At 59.0% G+C, this 14,584-nt stretch carries 13 protein-coding genes; 3 read left to right on the top strand and 10 right to left on the bottom strand.

Going from position 1 to position 14,584, the window contains the following annotated elements; genetic code table 11:
• Nucleotides 1-115: 115 nt before the first annotated feature.
• From GWQ22_RS15610 to nudF, 8 genes are all read right to left on the bottom strand, one after another.
• Nucleotides 116-718 (bottom strand): hypothetical protein, encoded by a 603-nt coding sequence (locus GWQ22_RS15610; RefSeq protein ID WP_275930871.1) that lies wholly within the window; start codon nt 716-718, stop codon nt 116-118.
• A 149-nt stretch (nt 719-867) separates the two neighbouring features.
• Complete coding sequence (parC, locus tag GWQ22_RS15605; RefSeq protein ID WP_275930870.1) at nt 868-3,162, bottom strand: DNA topoisomerase IV subunit A; 2,295 nt, start codon at nt 3,160-3,162, stop codon at nt 868-870.
• Between the two features lie 143 nt (nt 3,163-3,305).
• Nucleotides 3,306-5,201 carry a DNA topoisomerase IV subunit B gene (parE, locus tag GWQ22_RS15600; protein WP_275930869.1) on the bottom strand — a complete coding sequence of 632 codons (1,896 nt, stop codon included), beginning with the start codon at nt 5,199-5,201 and terminating at the stop codon, nt 3,306-3,308.
• Nucleotides 5,202-5,337: 136 nt separating this feature from the next.
• A complete protein-coding gene (locus tag GWQ22_RS15595) occupies nt 5,338-5,736 on the bottom strand; it encodes a GFA family protein (RefSeq protein WP_275930868.1) in 399 nt (132 codons plus the stop codon).
• A gap of 34 nt (nt 5,737-5,770) precedes the next feature.
• Entirely contained in the window at nt 5,771-6,358 is a 588-nt protein-coding gene (locus GWQ22_RS15590) for a YqiA/YcfP family alpha/beta fold hydrolase (RefSeq protein ID WP_275930867.1), read from the bottom strand.
• Nucleotides 6,359-6,371: 13 nt separating this feature from the next.
• Nucleotides 6,372-7,190: a 3',5'-cyclic-AMP phosphodiesterase gene (cpdA, locus tag GWQ22_RS15585; RefSeq protein ID WP_275930866.1), complete on the bottom strand. Its 819-nt coding sequence runs from the start codon at nt 7,188-7,190 to the stop codon at nt 6,372-6,374.
• A 23-nt stretch (nt 7,191-7,213) separates the two neighbouring features.
• Entirely contained in the window at nt 7,214-7,660 is a 447-nt protein-coding gene (locus GWQ22_RS15580; RefSeq protein ID WP_212514835.1) for a DUF1249 domain-containing protein, read from the bottom strand.
• A gap of 216 nt (nt 7,661-7,876) precedes the next feature.
• Nucleotides 7,877-8,518 carry an ADP-ribose diphosphatase gene (nudF, locus tag GWQ22_RS15575; protein WP_275930865.1) on the bottom strand — a complete coding sequence of 214 codons (642 nt, stop codon included), beginning with the start codon at nt 8,516-8,518 and terminating at the stop codon, nt 7,877-7,879.
• A gap of 306 nt (nt 8,519-8,824) precedes the next feature.
• Between nudF and tolC the strand changes: the two genes are divergently transcribed.
• Nucleotides 8,825-10,153, top strand: a complete 1,329-nt coding sequence (gene tolC, locus GWQ22_RS15570) for an outer membrane channel protein TolC (protein ID WP_042035362.1) — start codon at nt 8,825-8,827, stop codon at nt 10,151-10,153.
• Nucleotides 10,154-10,271: 118 nt separating this feature from the next.
• Here the strand turns inward: tolC and hldE are convergent, their stop codons facing one another.
• Nucleotides 10,272-11,699, bottom strand: a complete 1,428-nt coding sequence (hldE, locus tag GWQ22_RS15565; RefSeq protein WP_275930864.1) for a bifunctional D-glycero-beta-D-manno-heptose-7-phosphate kinase/D-glycero-beta-D-manno-heptose 1-phosphate adenylyltransferase HldE — start codon at nt 11,697-11,699, stop codon at nt 10,272-10,274.
• A gap of 236 nt (nt 11,700-11,935) precedes the next feature.
• Between hldE and lpxL the strand changes: the two genes are divergently transcribed.
• Together lpxL and GWQ22_RS15555 are read left to right on the top strand one after the other, a co-directional pair.
• The gene (lpxL, locus tag GWQ22_RS15560; RefSeq protein WP_275930863.1) at nt 11,936-12,859 is read left to right on the top strand and encodes an LpxL/LpxP family Kdo(2)-lipid IV(A) lauroyl/palmitoleoyl acyltransferase; all 924 of its coding nucleotides are present in this window, start codon (nt 11,936-11,938) and stop codon (nt 12,857-12,859) included.
• A 155-nt stretch (nt 12,860-13,014) separates the two neighbouring features.
• On the top strand, nt 13,015-13,482 hold the full coding sequence (locus tag GWQ22_RS15555; RefSeq protein WP_275930862.1) for an energy transducer TonB: 468 nt from the start codon (nt 13,015-13,017) through the stop codon (nt 13,480-13,482).
• A 107-nt stretch (nt 13,483-13,589) separates the two neighbouring features.
• Here GWQ22_RS15555 and GWQ22_RS15550 read toward each other — a convergent pair whose 3' ends face one another.
• The gene (locus GWQ22_RS15550) at nt 13,590-14,555 is read right to left on the bottom strand and encodes a CYTH domain-containing protein (RefSeq protein ID WP_275930861.1); all 966 of its coding nucleotides are present in this window, start codon (nt 14,553-14,555) and stop codon (nt 13,590-13,592) included.
• Nucleotides 14,556-14,584: the final 29 nt, after the last annotated feature.

Raw genomic sequence — 14,584 nt, 5'->3', positions numbered from 1 at the left:
GCGAACAGGGATTGCAGGCTGGAGCTCACTCTGGGAAGGCTGGCAAACACTGCAAAGTAAACTGGACGGCTTTATTGCCGCCAAAGAGATGATGGCTTCGGGGATCAAGATCTGATCAAGAGACAGATGTACCATCACACTCAACTAACCTTAGCTTTCCGAAATAACCATCCCTCTCCCAATTCGGCATTATTTTCACAATAATCTTTCTTTCATATATGGCTTTGATTTTTAATGCACTTTCTGATAAAGCATCATCAATGAACTCTTTAGGAAAACAATAATCGCTAAATGCCCACTCATTCCCATCAATATCTGTTATTTCCAATATTGAGTCATCATTGTATGGATCAAGAGTAAGGGCTCTGGTATTACGTTTATCATGATACTGATAAAAGCCACTATAATCGGGGTGCCAGAAAGCCGGGTCTGTTATTTTTGCGCAAACTTTAGATGTTTCATCCGAAAGACTACATTCAAACAGATAATTATCAATCAAATATTCCATTTCAATATCAGTGATTTTCTTCGGATGCTCAACGCTTAGCTTTGCAATTGATCCAATATCTTCTAAAAAGTATAAAGGCTGCGTAGTTACCAACGGTTCCCCATATACATAAGGATGTAATATTAGATCAAATTCCAAACCAGAGAAATATATTATCCTACACAACCCTTTACTTTCATGTAATTGGCAAGAATAAACAGTAGCTGCCATTTTAAGCCCCTTAGTTAAGGTTGACATAGATGGTTAATTTACTCTTACCTAAATAACCATAGACATTATTTCCGAGGAAGTATAACGACTGCAATATAATAAACATTATTGAATATAAGAAGGGCGCTTTCACGCCCTTTCTATATTAATTACCCTTCCTGATTTTCCTCCGCAACCGGCTCGACACCGGCGGCGGGTTCAATCTCGATGCGATCGACCCGCTGCAAACCACGGGGCAGCTTGGCGCCACGGCGGCCGCGCTCGCCACGGTAGTAGTCGAGATCGGCGGGCTTGAGGGTCAGCTTGCGCTTGCCGGCAAACAGGGTGACATATTGCCCCTGCGGGATAATGGCGGCCATCACCATAAACTCTTCCCGCGCCTTGACCCGCGCTGACGGAATGCTGATGAGCTTGTTGCCCTTGCCCTTGCCAAGTACCGGCAGGGTGTTGAGCGGGAACAACAGCATGCGCCCCTCGTTGGAGATGGCCATGCAGAGATCGGTCTCTGGCGAGCCAATCTTCTGGGGTGCCATCACCTGGCCCCCTTCCGGCACTGTGAGCAGCGCCTTGCCATTCTTGTTCTTGCCGATGAGGTCGTCATAGGTGCAGACAAAGCCGTAACCGGCATCGCTCGCGATCAGATACGGCTCGCCTTCATTGCCCATCACCAGATGGCGCACCTCTTCCCCCGCCCCCAACGCAAAGCGGCCGGTGAGCGGCTCGCCCTGACTGCGGGCAGATGGCAGTGTGTGCGCTTCCAGTGCATAGGTACGCCCCAGGGTGGAGAGGAACACAGCCTGCTGGTTACTGCGGCCACAGGCGTGGACCAGATAGTTATCCCCCGCCTTGTAGGAGAGCCCCGCCACATCCACGTCGTGGCCCTTGGCGGCCCGCACCCAACCTTTATCGGAGAGGATGACGGTGACAGGCTCGCTCGGGGTCAGCTCTTTTTCAGTCAGGGCTACCGCGCTGGCGCGCTCCACCAGCGGGGTGCGGCGATCGTCGCCGTACTTCTCGGCATCCGCCAGCAGCTCTTTCTTGAGCAGGGTATTGAGGCGGCGCTCGGAGCCCAGGATCAGTTGCAGCTTGTCCCGTTCAATCGCCAGTTCATCCTGCTCGGCGCGCAGCTTGAACTCTTCGAGCTTGGCCAGATGGCGCAGTTTGATCTCGAGGATCGCTTCGGCCTGGGTCTCGCTGATATTGAAACGCTCCACCATCACCTTGCCCGGCTCATCCTCGGTGCGGATGATCTCGATCACCTCGTCGATGTTGAGGTAGGCCACCAGCAAGCCTTCGAGGATGTGCAGGCGTGCCAACACCTTGTCGAGGCGATACTGCAAGCGACGACGTACCGTCTCGCGGCGGAAGATGATCCACTCGGAGAGGATCATCTTGAGGGTCTTCACCTGCGGCCGGTTGTCGAGGCCGAGGATGTTGAGGTTGACCCGGTAGTTCTTCTCCAGATCCGTGGTGGCGAACAGGTGGGCCATCAGCCCCTCCATATCCACCCGGTTGGAGCGGGGGATGATCACCAGACGGGTCGGGTTCTCGTGGTCCGATTCATCGCGCAGGTCGGTGACCATCGGCAGCTTTTTCGCCACCATCTGGGCGGCGATCTGCTCCATGATCTTGGCGCCGGAAGCCTGATGGGGCAGCGCCGTGATGACGATGTCGCCATCCTCCTCGTTCCACACTGCTCGCTGCTTGATGGAGCCCTTGCCGGTCTCGTAGATTTTGCGGATGTCATCGCGCGGTGTGATGATCTCGGCGCTGGTCGGGTAGTCCGGCCCCTTGATGTGCGCCATCAGTGCATCCAGCCCCGCATCGGGGTTATCGAGCAGCTCGGCACAGGCGTAGGCCACTTCCCGCGCGTTGTGAGGCGGGATGTCGGTCGCCATCCCCACCGCGATGCCGGTGATGCCGTTGAGCAGTATGTGGGGCAGGCGGGCGGGCAGTACCACAGGTTCTTTCATGGTGCCGTCGAAGTTCGGCGTCCACTCCACCGTGCCCTGGCCCAATTCGGAGAGCAGCAGCTCGGAGAAGCGCGACAGGCGCGCCTCGGTATAACGCATGGCGGCGAAGGATTTGGGATCGTCCGGCGCACCCCAGTTGCCCTGACCGTCCACCAGCGGGTAACGGTAGGAGAAGGGCTGGGCCATCAGCACCATGGCTTCATAACAGGCGCTGTCGCCGTGGGGGTGGTATTTACCCAGCACGTCACCCACGGTACGGGCGGATTTCTTGTGCTTGGATAGGGCAGAGAGCCCCAGCTCGCTCATGGCGTAGATGATGCGCCGCTGCACCGGTTTGAGACCATCGCCGATATGCGGCAAGGCCCGATCCATGATGACGTACATGGAGTAGTTCAAGTAAGCCTGTTCGGTAAAGGTGCGCATTGGCTGGCGCTCTACCCCGTCCAGACTGAGCTCGATAGCATCACTCATGTGATTTTCTCTTTCGGTTCGGGAGCCGCCACAGGGCGACTCCGGCTAAATGCTTGCTGGCCCGCACAGGGCCAGCCGACGGCTTAGATGATGGCGAGGTTGCCCTGCTCGATCAGCCACTCCCCATTACTGAGAGAAGTGAACTAGATGATGGCAAGGTTTCCCTTCTCCTCTAACCATTCACGACGATCGCCGGAGCGTTTCTTGGCCAGCAGCATGTCCATCAGTTGCAGGGTCTCGTCCCCCGCCTCCATCTCGCCCATGGTGAGTTGCACCAGACGGCGGGTATTGGGATCCATGGTGGTTTCCCGCAGCTGTTTCGGGTTCATCTCACCCAGCCCCTTGAATCGGGTCACCATCACCTTGCCTTTCTTCTTCTCGGCCTCGACCCGCTGCAGCACGCCGTTCTTCTCGTCCTCGTCGAGGGCGTAGAACACCTCCTTGCCGATGTCGATCCGGTAGAGCGGCGGCATGGCCACATAGACGTGGCCCTTGTTGACCAGGGTGCGGAAGTGCCTCACGAACAGGGCGCAGAGCAGGGTGGCGATGTGCAGACCGTCCGAGTCCGCATCCGCCAGAATGCACACCTTGCCGTAGCGCAGGCCGCTGAGATCCTCGGAGTCGGGATCCAGGCCGATGGCCACCGAGATATCGTGCACCTCTTGGGAGGCGAGCACCTGACCGGCCTCCACTTCCCAGGTGTTCAGGATCTTGCCGCGCAGCGGCATGATGGCCTGAAACTCGCGGTCGCGCGCCTGCTTGGCGCTGCCGCCCGCGGAGTCACCCTCCACCAGGAACAGTTCGCCCTGCATGGGGTCGGCGCAGTTGCAGTCGGTCAGCTTGCCGGGCAGCGCCGGGCCTTGGGTAATCTTCTTGCGCACCACCGTCTTGGCGGCGCGCAGCCGGCGCTGGGCGCTGCTGATGCAGATCTCGGCGATCTGCTCCGCCAGCTCGGTGTTGCTGTTGAGGAACAGGCTGAAGGCATCCTTCACCACCCCCGACACGAAGGCCGAGCTCTGGCGCGACGACAGCCGCTCCTTGGTCTGACCGGCGAACTGGGGATCCTGCATCTTGATGGAGAGGATGTAGGCGCAGCGATCCCAGATGTCTTCCGGGGTCAGCTTGACCCCGCGCGGCAGCAGGTTGCGGAACTCGCAGAACTCGCGCATGGCGTCTAGCAGGCCCTGGCGCAGGCCATTGACGTGAGTACCGCCCTGGGGCGTCGGGATCAGGTTCACATAGGATTCGGCGAGGCACTCGCCCCCTTCCGGCAACCAGCAGAGCGCCCAGTCCACCGCAGACTGTTCGGTGCTGAAGGCGCCGACGAAGGGCTGCTCCGGCAGGCAGGTAAACTGCTTGACCGCATCGACCAGATAATCCTTGAGGCCATCTTCGTAGCACCACTCCAGCTTGATGCCGGTGTTCTTGTCGAGGAACTTGATGGTGAGGCCGGGGCAGAGCACGGCCTTGGCCTTGAGCAGGTGCTCCAGCTTGGTAACCGAGAAGCGGGGCGAGTCGAAATAGCTCGCCTGCGGCCAGAAGCGCACCCGGGTGCCGGTGTTGCGGCGACCGCAGGTGCCGGTGATGGTCAGCTCCTGCACCTTGTCGCCACGCTCGAAGGCGATGTCATAGACCTGACCGTCGCGACGCACCGTCACCTCGACCCGATCAGAGAGAGCGTTCACCACCGAAATACCCACCCCGTGCAGACCGCCGGAGAACTGGTAGTTCTTGTTGGAGAACTTGCCCCCCGCGTGCAGCTTGCAGAGGATCAGCTCCACACCACACACCCCCTCCTCCGGGTGGATATCGACCGGCATGCCGCGGCCGTCATCGATCACCTCGAGAGACTGGTCTTCATACAGGGTCACCTCCAGGGTACGGGCGTGGCCCGCCAGCGCCTCGTCGACGCTGTTGTCGATGACCTCCTGGCCGAGGTGATTGGGCCGGGTGGTGTCGGTATACATGCCGGGGCGACGACGCACCGGTTCAAGGCCATTGAGGACCTCAATGGCATCCGCATTGTATTGAGTGGACATGGAGGGCCTTGCGAATTGACGTTTGGGGAGAATCTTAACTGCTACGCGGGGGCAGAACAAACTCCCCGCGCCGAAAGCTTGATCTGAAGGGCCAAGCTTGACTCAACGGCCGACTCTCGGGTCGGCCCGTATCTTGTTATTCACGATCCGCGGGATGGTTGATCCCGTCGCGCAGCGGCACCTCATCCAGCTCAAACGGGTTGACCCCCTCAAGGCAGGCGAGGTTGTAGCCATACTCGGCCGGGTTGGATCGCCGTTGATGATGGGTATAGATGCCGCAGATGCTGCAGAAGTAGTGTTTCGCGGTACGGGTGTTGAACTGGTAGCTGCGCAGCGCCGCCTCCCCCTGCAAGATCTGGATCCCTGAGAGCGGCACCGAGGCCACGATGGCACCGCGGCGTCGGCAGAGAGAGCAGTCGCAGCGGCGCGGATCCACCACGCCATCCGGCAGGGTAAGCACCAGCACCACGGCCCCGCAGTGACAGCTGGCCTTGTGCTTTTCCTCAATAGGGGTGTTGCCGATGAGCTTGAGCATGTCACCTTCTTGCCTTGTGTATAAGGTGCCTTTGCTACAACCCCAGAAAGCGAACGATCTGGGCGGGGTAGCGTTCAAACGCGACAAAAGCGTGGTTGCCACCGCACTCCAGCGACAGGCGGGCAAAGCGGTATTCATCCAGCACCTTGCGATAGTCGAGCACCTCATCTTCCTGCTGTTGCAGGATCCAGAGCCGCTCGGGGGCCGTCACCGGCACCGCCAGCGCCCGCAGCTCGCCCATGTGTGCCGGCAGCAGCTCGTACTGCTCATCGGTATAGGGATTGGTCTGAGGGCCCAGGTAGTCGCACAACAACTCGTGAGGTCGCACCGCCGGGTTGATCAGGGCCGCGCGACAGCCATACAACTCACTCACCCGGGTGGCCATAAAGCCGCCGAGGGAACTGCCCACGGCACCAAGCTTGAGGCGGTCACCGTGGCGGGCGATGGCCTCTTCAACGGTCTGCGCTATGGCGGCCCAAGCCGCCGCCGGCGTATTGGGCTGGGCCGGAATAATGAGCTCGATGTCGGGTCTGTATTGCGCCACCCAGGCAACCATCTGCTGCGCCTTGGCTGAGCCGGGGGAAGAGTTGAAACCGTGCAGATAAAGCAAAACGGAGGTCATGAAAGCGGCCTCCTCAATAGCCAGTGGCATCGGGGTCGGGCACAAACTGCCCCACCGGCAGACGCCACACCTGGCTCGCTACCCGGCCATCCGGATGCAGGGTGAGATAGCGCCAGCCCGGACCTGATTCGTCCAGCGCGAAGCCATCGCTGAGCGGCTTGAACTGAATGCAGGTGGAGGGGCTGGCAATCAGCCGCACTCCGCGATGCATCTCGTCAAATTCCTGATGGACATGGCCAAACAAGATGGTTTTCTGCTGGGGATGACGAGCCAGCACGGCGAACAGATCGTCGGCGTTCTTGAGATTGTGCTGATCCAGCCAGGCGCAACCCACAGGCACGGCCTGATGGTGCAAGGCTATCAGGACATGACGCTCGGGGTGCTGGCGCAGGGCCTGGTCGAGCGCCGCCAGCTGATGATCGCCGAGTACGCCGTGAGGTTTGCCGCGTACCTGGGTATCCAGCAGTATCACCTGCCAGTGCTCCCCCACCAGCTGCTTGGCCTCGCTGATCCCGGCCGCATGCAGGTATTCGGTCATCAGGGGGCCGTCGTCATGGTTGCCGGGCAGCCAGTAGATGGGGCGTGCCAGCTTTGCCATCATGCTGGCAAAGCGCTGGTAGGATTCCGGACTGTGATCCTGCGACAGATCGCCGGTCGCCAGGATCAGATCAAACGGATGATCATTGGCCTGCACCCGCTCCAGCACGGCAGCCAGGCTCTCTGCGGTGCGTATAGCCAATAGCCGCCCCTCGGCACTCGCGAAGAGGTGGGTGTCGGTAATTTGTAACAGGCGCACACTGCCGTCCTGCGCCTGGGGTAGCTCTGTTTCCAAAATCACGCTTCTTATAAGTTCAACTAGAGGATATTTATCTGGCTGGCACCATGTCTGAGACAAAATCTTAGCCAATCGGCCAGGAACAGATTTACCTGCTCCTTTTCATCCCGCTGGTGCATTTTTTTATTGGGATAATCATAACGTGGTTGCAACCTCGAAATCTGTTGCGCCGCACACACTTCCGCCATCCGCACGTCATGATACAAACGAATCTCGATGCGAGCCTGCAAGTAGCTCGGCAACTCCGGGTTGTGCTGGGCCAGGATCACCTGACTGGTGAAGCGGCTCTCCTCGCTGACGGTGAGCTGGAACTGCAGGCCATTACCCACCTGATAGCGGCGTTCGGCCCCGACTGTGCCACCGGGTGGCAACAGTTTCATCAAGGCCATGTAGTTCACCTCACAGGTACGCTGCAGGGACATTAAGTCAGGTACATAGCGTTTCATCGAGCTCTGGACTAACGGCATCTCACAGCTCCATCAATCAACACCCGTGAGTAGTTCACCTCGCAGGTACGCTGCAGGGACATCAAATCAGGCACATAGCGTTTCATCGAGCTCTGGACTAACGGCATCTCACAGCTCCATCAATCAACACCCGTGAGTAGTTCACCTCGCAGGTACGCTGCAGGGACATCAAATCAGGCACATAGCGCCTGGCCTGGGTGCGAACGAGCGCCACCTTTAGCGCCCCGCCAACCAGCGCGCCCGCAGCTCGCCGTGATTGAGGGCCAACCACTGCAAGGCAATGACGGAGGCCGCGTTGTCGATGCGCCCCTCTTTGAGCCAGGCATAGGCCTGCTCGCGGCTCACCACGTGCACCCGGATATCCTCACCCTCTTCCGCCAGACCGTGGATCCCCTCGGCCTTGCTGGCATCCACCTCGCCCACATAGACCTCGATACGCTCTGTGCTGCCACCCGGGCTCACCAGATAGCTGATGGCATGCTCGCAGCGACCCACTTCGATCCCAGCCTCTTCCACGGCCTCGCGACGCACCACGTCTTCGGCGGTTTCCCCTTCATCTATGATGCCGGCCACCAGCTCCAGCAGCCAGGGCGTGGCGCTGGTCTCGATGGCGCCGATGCGGAACTGCTCCACCAGCACTATCTGGTCGCGCACAGGATCATAGGGCAGCAGGGCGCTGGCATGGCCACGCTCGAACAGCTCGCGCACTATGGGTTCATTCCAGCCCCCCGCAAATAACCTGTGCTGTAGGCGATAGACGTTTACTTTGAAGAAGCCGTTATATCCTGATGATTTATCGATAATTTTTACATCATCGGCAGAATAGTGACGGGTTTGGGGCAAGGCTTGCTGCGACATACGAGACTCCCGCCAGCTTGACTTGGCTCGGTTTGACCATAAAATCCGAGAACATGAATGAACATTCATTCACTCGTTCCCGACGGAGATGAGGGATGGATTTTAGCAGCCACAGGGTATTTGGCTAGGCACGAGGGGGAGAAAACTCCCCCTCGTGCCTGACGTTCTTGTCGCTGGAAAAGAGCCAGTTATCATAAAATTTTGCTTATAGTGGAGCGATTAAGCTGAAATCAAGCTTGGTCAGTGACAATAACCCTCCTTCATCCAGCGACAGCTTTGGGTTAATACATAAGGTTAAAACGATCAATGAAAAGAACACTCTTGTCAGCCATGGTGTTGCTGGGCGTCAGCGCCGGCGTCCATGCCGAAAACCTGCTCGATATTTACCAACAGGCCCAGATCAAGGACACCCAGCTGCAGGAATCCAAGGCCAGGCGTGACCAGGCCTTCGAGAAAATCAACGAATCCCGTGCAACTCTGCTTCCACAGGTCGATCTGGAAGCAGGTCTGAGCCACCTGCAAAACAAAGGTGATACCCTGACCGGTTCGACTGCCAACGGAAAAGTTGCGCTAACGCAATCCCTCTATCGTCGCAGTAACTGGATCAACCTGGATATCACCGAGAAGAGCGCCACCCAGTCCGACGTGGCCTACAACCTCGAAGCCCAGAACCTGATGCTGCGCACCTCCCAAGCCTATTTCGACGTGCTCAAGGCGATGGACATCCTGGAGTTCGTTCGCGCCAACAAGGCTGCTGTGGAACGCCAGCTGGAACAGACCCAGCAGCGCTTCGAAGTGGGCCTGACCGCCATCACGGACGTGCATGAGGCCGAGGCCGAGCGCGACAAGGCGCTGGCCGACGAGATCAGTGCCGAAAATACCCTGGACAACAGCTACGAGAGCCTGCGTGAACTGACCGGCATCGATCACCGTAATCTGGCTGTGCTCAACACCGAGCGATTCAGCCCGCAGAAGACCGCTTTTGGCTCCGAAAAGTGGCTGGAGCTGGCACTGGACAAGAATCTGCAACTGCACAACGCGCGTATCGCCAAGGACATTGCCAAGGAGCAGATCGACCTGCAGAAGACCGGTCATGAGCCGACCCTGGATCTGGATGCCGGTCTGAAGACCAGCTATACCGATTACAAAGACGAGATCCGCAACCCCGATGGCAATGCCAATCAGTCCAACATTGGCCTGACCTTCAAGCTGCCTATCTACAGCGGTGGCGCCACCAGCTCCAAAGTGAAGCAGGCCCAGTACGACTACGTGGCTGCCAGCGAGCAGCTGGAGAAGAACTTCCGCTCGGTACAGAGCACTGTGCGCTCCTCTTACAACAACGTGAACGCCAGCATCGGCTCGGTACGCGCCTACAGCCAGTCAGTGGTCTCTGCCGACAGCGCCCTGAAAGCGACTGAAGCCGGTTACGAAGTGGGTACCCGCACCATAGTCGACGTGCTGGACTCCACCCGTAAGCTGTACGATGCCAAGCAGAAGCTCTCTGCCGCTCGTTACAGCTACATCCTCAACATCCTGAGCCTGAAACAGGCTGCCGGTGTGCTGGAAGAGAAAGATCTGGTGGAAGTGAACCAAGGCTTGATGCCTGCCACGGCAAAAACCAAAACCAACGCCTGATAGCCGCTATCGGGAATGAAGAAGGCGACCACAGGGTCGCCTTCTTGTTATCCGGATTGCTGTCGAGCTGAACGTGCGGAAGTGTCAGCCCCGCCATGTTACGGGGCCAATAGAGCAGTTAGCCGCGCTCGCGGATAGTCTTGATGATATCGGAGGTAGAGCAGCCATCCTCGAAGTTGAGCACGCGCACCTCACCGCCATTGGCGGTCACCTCGGCGTAACCAGCGATATCTTCCGGCTTGTAATCCCCCCCCTTGACCAACAGGTCGGGCAACACTTCAGCGATCAGCTGCTGGGGCGTATCTTCGGCGAAAGGCACCACCCAGTCCACGGCGCCCAGCGCGGCCAGCACGGCCATGCGGCGGTCGGTCGAATTGACCGGGCGACCCGGCCCTTTCAGGCGACGGACAGAGTCATCGGTATTGACCGCCACTATCAGGCGATCCCCCAGCTTGCCGGCATTGGCGAGGTAAGAGACGTGACCGGCGTGCAGTATGTCGAAACAGCCGTTGGTCATCACCACCTTCTCCCCACGCAAGCGGGCAGCCTGCACGGCAACCTTGAGCTGAGCCTCGGACATGACGCCAAAGCCAGTCTCCTGCTCGGTGTAAAGCGCATTGGCAAGCTCGACCGGGCTGACGGTGGAAGTACCCAGCTTGCCGACCACTATGCCGGCGGCGGTGTTGGCCAGGGCACACGCCTCTTCCAGGCTCATGCCGGCGGCCAGCGAGGTGGCCAGGGTGGAGATGACAGTATCACCGGCACCGGTCACGTCGTAGACCTCTTGGGCCAGGGCCGGCAGGTGCAGCTCTGGCTGACCTTCGCGGATCAGGGTCATGCCGTTTTCAGAACGGGTGACCAGCAGGGCCTCCAGCTCGAAACGCTTGACCAGCGCCAGTCCCTTGGCAACCAGATCCTCTTCACCTTTCACCTTGCCCACCACAGCCTCGAACTCGGACATGTTGGGAGTCAGCAGGGTGGCGCCGCGATACTTCTCAAACTCGGTCCCCTTGGGGTCGACCAGGACGGGAATACCAGCGGCACGGGCACGCTGGATCATGCCGGGTACATCGTTGAGGGCACCCTTACCGTAGTCGGAGAGGATCATCACGTCGCAGTTAGGCAGCGCCTGCTCCACCTTGTGCATCAGCAGAGTGGAATCGACATCATGGAACGCCTCCTCGAAGTCGAGGCGCAGCAGTTGCTGGTTGCGGGAAAGCACCCGCAGCTTGGTGATGGTCGGATAGTCGGCCAGACGAACGAAATCACAGGCGACCTTGACGCCAGCCATCTGGCCAGCCAGGGCATCGGCGGCCTCATCCTGACCGGTCAGGCCCAGCAGCACGGCGTGAGCGCCCAGTGCGGCAGAGTTGAGGGCCACGTTGGCAGCGCCACCCGGGCGCTCCTCAATGTGTTCAACCTTGACCACGGGCACCGGGGCCTCGGGCGAGATCCGGCCGGTGGGGCCATGCCAATAGCGGTCCAACATGACATCGCCAACGACCAGAACGCGGGCTTTTTCAAACTCGGGCAGGGTGATCTTCATCTGTATCGACTCTCAAAACCTGAAAAATTCAGTTCCGGATTTTATCACACTCTTTTATACGGTGTAGTAAAAGCAAACCTGTGATTTCCATTTGAGGCACAAAAGAAACCCATAGTTACAGTTCACGCCACGCGGCTCTGACACAGGCTACCCCTCTGACCAGCACACAGCCATTCGCCCCCGCCCCCCCTTTTCGGCTAGAATCCCCGATTGTGTTTGCGAACAAGAGATTATCCATGGCCCATGACAACGCTCCTCGCCTCGAGCCCCGCCTGTTTCATCCCCGTTACTGGGCAAGCTGGTTCGGCCTTTCCCTGCTCTGGCTGCTGGCCTTGCTGCCGTGGCACAGCCAGATGTGGCTGGGCCGCCAGCTCGGCCGCCTCGCCGCCAAGATACTGAAGTCACGGGTGAAGATTGCCCGTCTCAATCTGGAACTGGCGATGCCGGAACTGACCCGAGATGAACGGGAAAAACTGCTCAAAGCAAACTTCGAGAGCGTCGGCTGCGCCATCTTCGAGGTGGGCATCGCCTGGTTCTGGCCAGACTGGCGGATGCGCAACCTGATGAAGGTGGAAGGGGAAGAGCACGTCATCGCCGCCATGGAAAAGGGTCAGGGCATGCTGCTGCTCTCCTGCCATTTTTTGACGCTGGAGCTCAACGCCCGCTGTTTCGGTCTGGTACGCCCCGGCGTGGGGGTCTATCGCCCCAACACCAATCCGGTGCTGGAGTATGCCCAGTACCACGGCCGCTGCGCCTCCAACAAATATCTGGTGGACCGGATGGACGTGAAGGGGATGATCAAGGCGCTGCGCAACGGCGACGCCCTCTGGTACGCGCCGGATCACGACTACGGCTCCCACGCCAGCGTGTTCGTGCCCTACTTCGCGGTAGAGCAGGCGGCGACCATCACAGGTACCGCTACGTTGGCGCGGGTGAAAAACACCGTCACCCTGCCCTGCTACAACATCCGCACCAGCGAGGGTTACACCCTGCATATCGGGGCCCCGCTCGCCGACTACCCATGCGGTGACGAGATGGCAGATGCCGCCCGCGCCAACCGCGAGATTGAAGCCGCCGTGCGCAAGGCGCCAGAGCAGTACATGTGGCTCCATCGCCGTTTCAAGACCCGGCCCAATCCGGATGACGCTGGCTACTACTGAGTCAGAAAAGGATGAAAAAACCGCCGCGAGGCGATTTGTGATGGCCTGCAGTCCGGAAAGCGTTTTCATTCGTGGCTGCATCTTTAATGAGTGACAGTGCCGAGCCGCGGGTCAGGCCCCGCCAGGAACAATAAAACGAACGAAGGGAAGCGAACATGAAAGCCACTCTTTTAGTGAGCGCCCTGTGCGCATTGACAGGTTGCAGTCACCAGACCCAGAGCGTGCACCTCACCTCTCTCCCCCTGAGCGACATCACGGATGTGAATGCCCACTGGAGCCCTCTCGGCAGGAACGAATCCCGCTACCCCAAGGAAGCCATACTGGCCGAAAAAATGGGGTGTACCTCGCTCGAGTACGTGATCAATGCAGCAGGCCGGGCCGAGCAGATCCGCGTGCTGACACCCAGTGAGGACGCATTCAGCGAGGCCGCCATGGAGACGCTGCAACAGTGGCAATGGCAGGCAACTGCCGCCAATTCGGGCCATCTCCCCGTCAAGTCCCAAACCCGGTTCGAATTCTGTATCGAGCATAACGGCCAGCCCTGTGACACCCGCGGACTGGCGCAGCGCTGCCCGGGTGAGGACATGGTTCGCAGCACGGGGCACGTCTACACCCAGGTCTGAGCACAACCCCCCATGGCGGTACATCCCACATGAAAAAGGTGAGCTAACGCTCACCTTTTTCATTGTCGCCATTGTTCGTCACTGCCGCGCCCTGCAAGGCACAGATGTCATGCCACCGCGAGCAGCCAGGCAGCGATGGCCAATTGCAGCCGCACATAGTCGACGCGATGGAACAGCGTCGACAGGGCAGCTTGCCACCCGGTGTCGGCCGGTTCCTGGGCCAATAAGGCCAGATGAGTCGACAAGTCGGTCAGCGCCGCCAGCCACACTGGCGCCTGCGTAGCGGCAGCATCGACAATGAGCGCAACCCCTTGCCGGATCGCAAGCAGCGCCAGTTGTCGCTGCTCGGGGTCTGCCTGCTCCAGCCAGTACTGCTCGTGATGTTGCCAATGTTGCAGGCCCGAGGTGATACGCATCACGGCATCGCTCCCATTGGCTACAGGCAAGGATTGCAGCGTCAGCGGCTTGCCGAGTCCCGCCAGCCGATAGCCTCGCTGCGCCTTGGATTGCGCCCCCAACCTGACCCAGCCAAGACCGGCCAGCTGCTCTGCCAACCCGAACAGGGCCCGTGCATCGCCAGACTTGAGTTCCAGCTCCAACTCATTGATGCAAGTCTTGCCCAGCGAACCGACGATCTCGCCCTGATCCCAGGCCAGCTCTATCTCGGCGCCCTCGAAGGCTATCAGCCAGTAGCGGCGCAAGAAATCAGTCCTGAACTGGGCAACCAGCCTGGTCTGGATTTCGTCGCGCACCACCAAGCTCGGCCAAAGCTCGGCTGGAAAAGCCGCAAGCAGGGGCACATCACCCTGCACGGGGGCATTATATTCAGGCCTGGCATGCAATCCCCCCACCACCTGACCCCGACATTTAATCGTCTGCTCGGCAAAATCATCGCTGCGACGAATACGCAATCCCATTTCCAGCCGACGTAAATCCAGGGGCGGCGTATCAAAATAGACATTGCCTAGATCGACCTGGGAACTTGATATAATTTCAAGTAAATTCAAAATCTTGGATAGTGGGCATTGAATATCTTGTGAGACAAAAAACTTTATCTCGATCTCAGTTTGCATAGTCATTCCGGGCTGGCAGGCAACTTTGG

This window comes from Aeromonas sp. 1HA1 (assembly GCF_029237385.1).
Lineage (GTDB): Bacteria > Pseudomonadota > Gammaproteobacteria > Enterobacterales > Aeromonadaceae > Aeromonas > Aeromonas popoffii.
The sequence above is the reverse complement of the archived record's forward strand: the minus strand, read 5'-3'. Positions and strand labels throughout refer to the sequence as shown.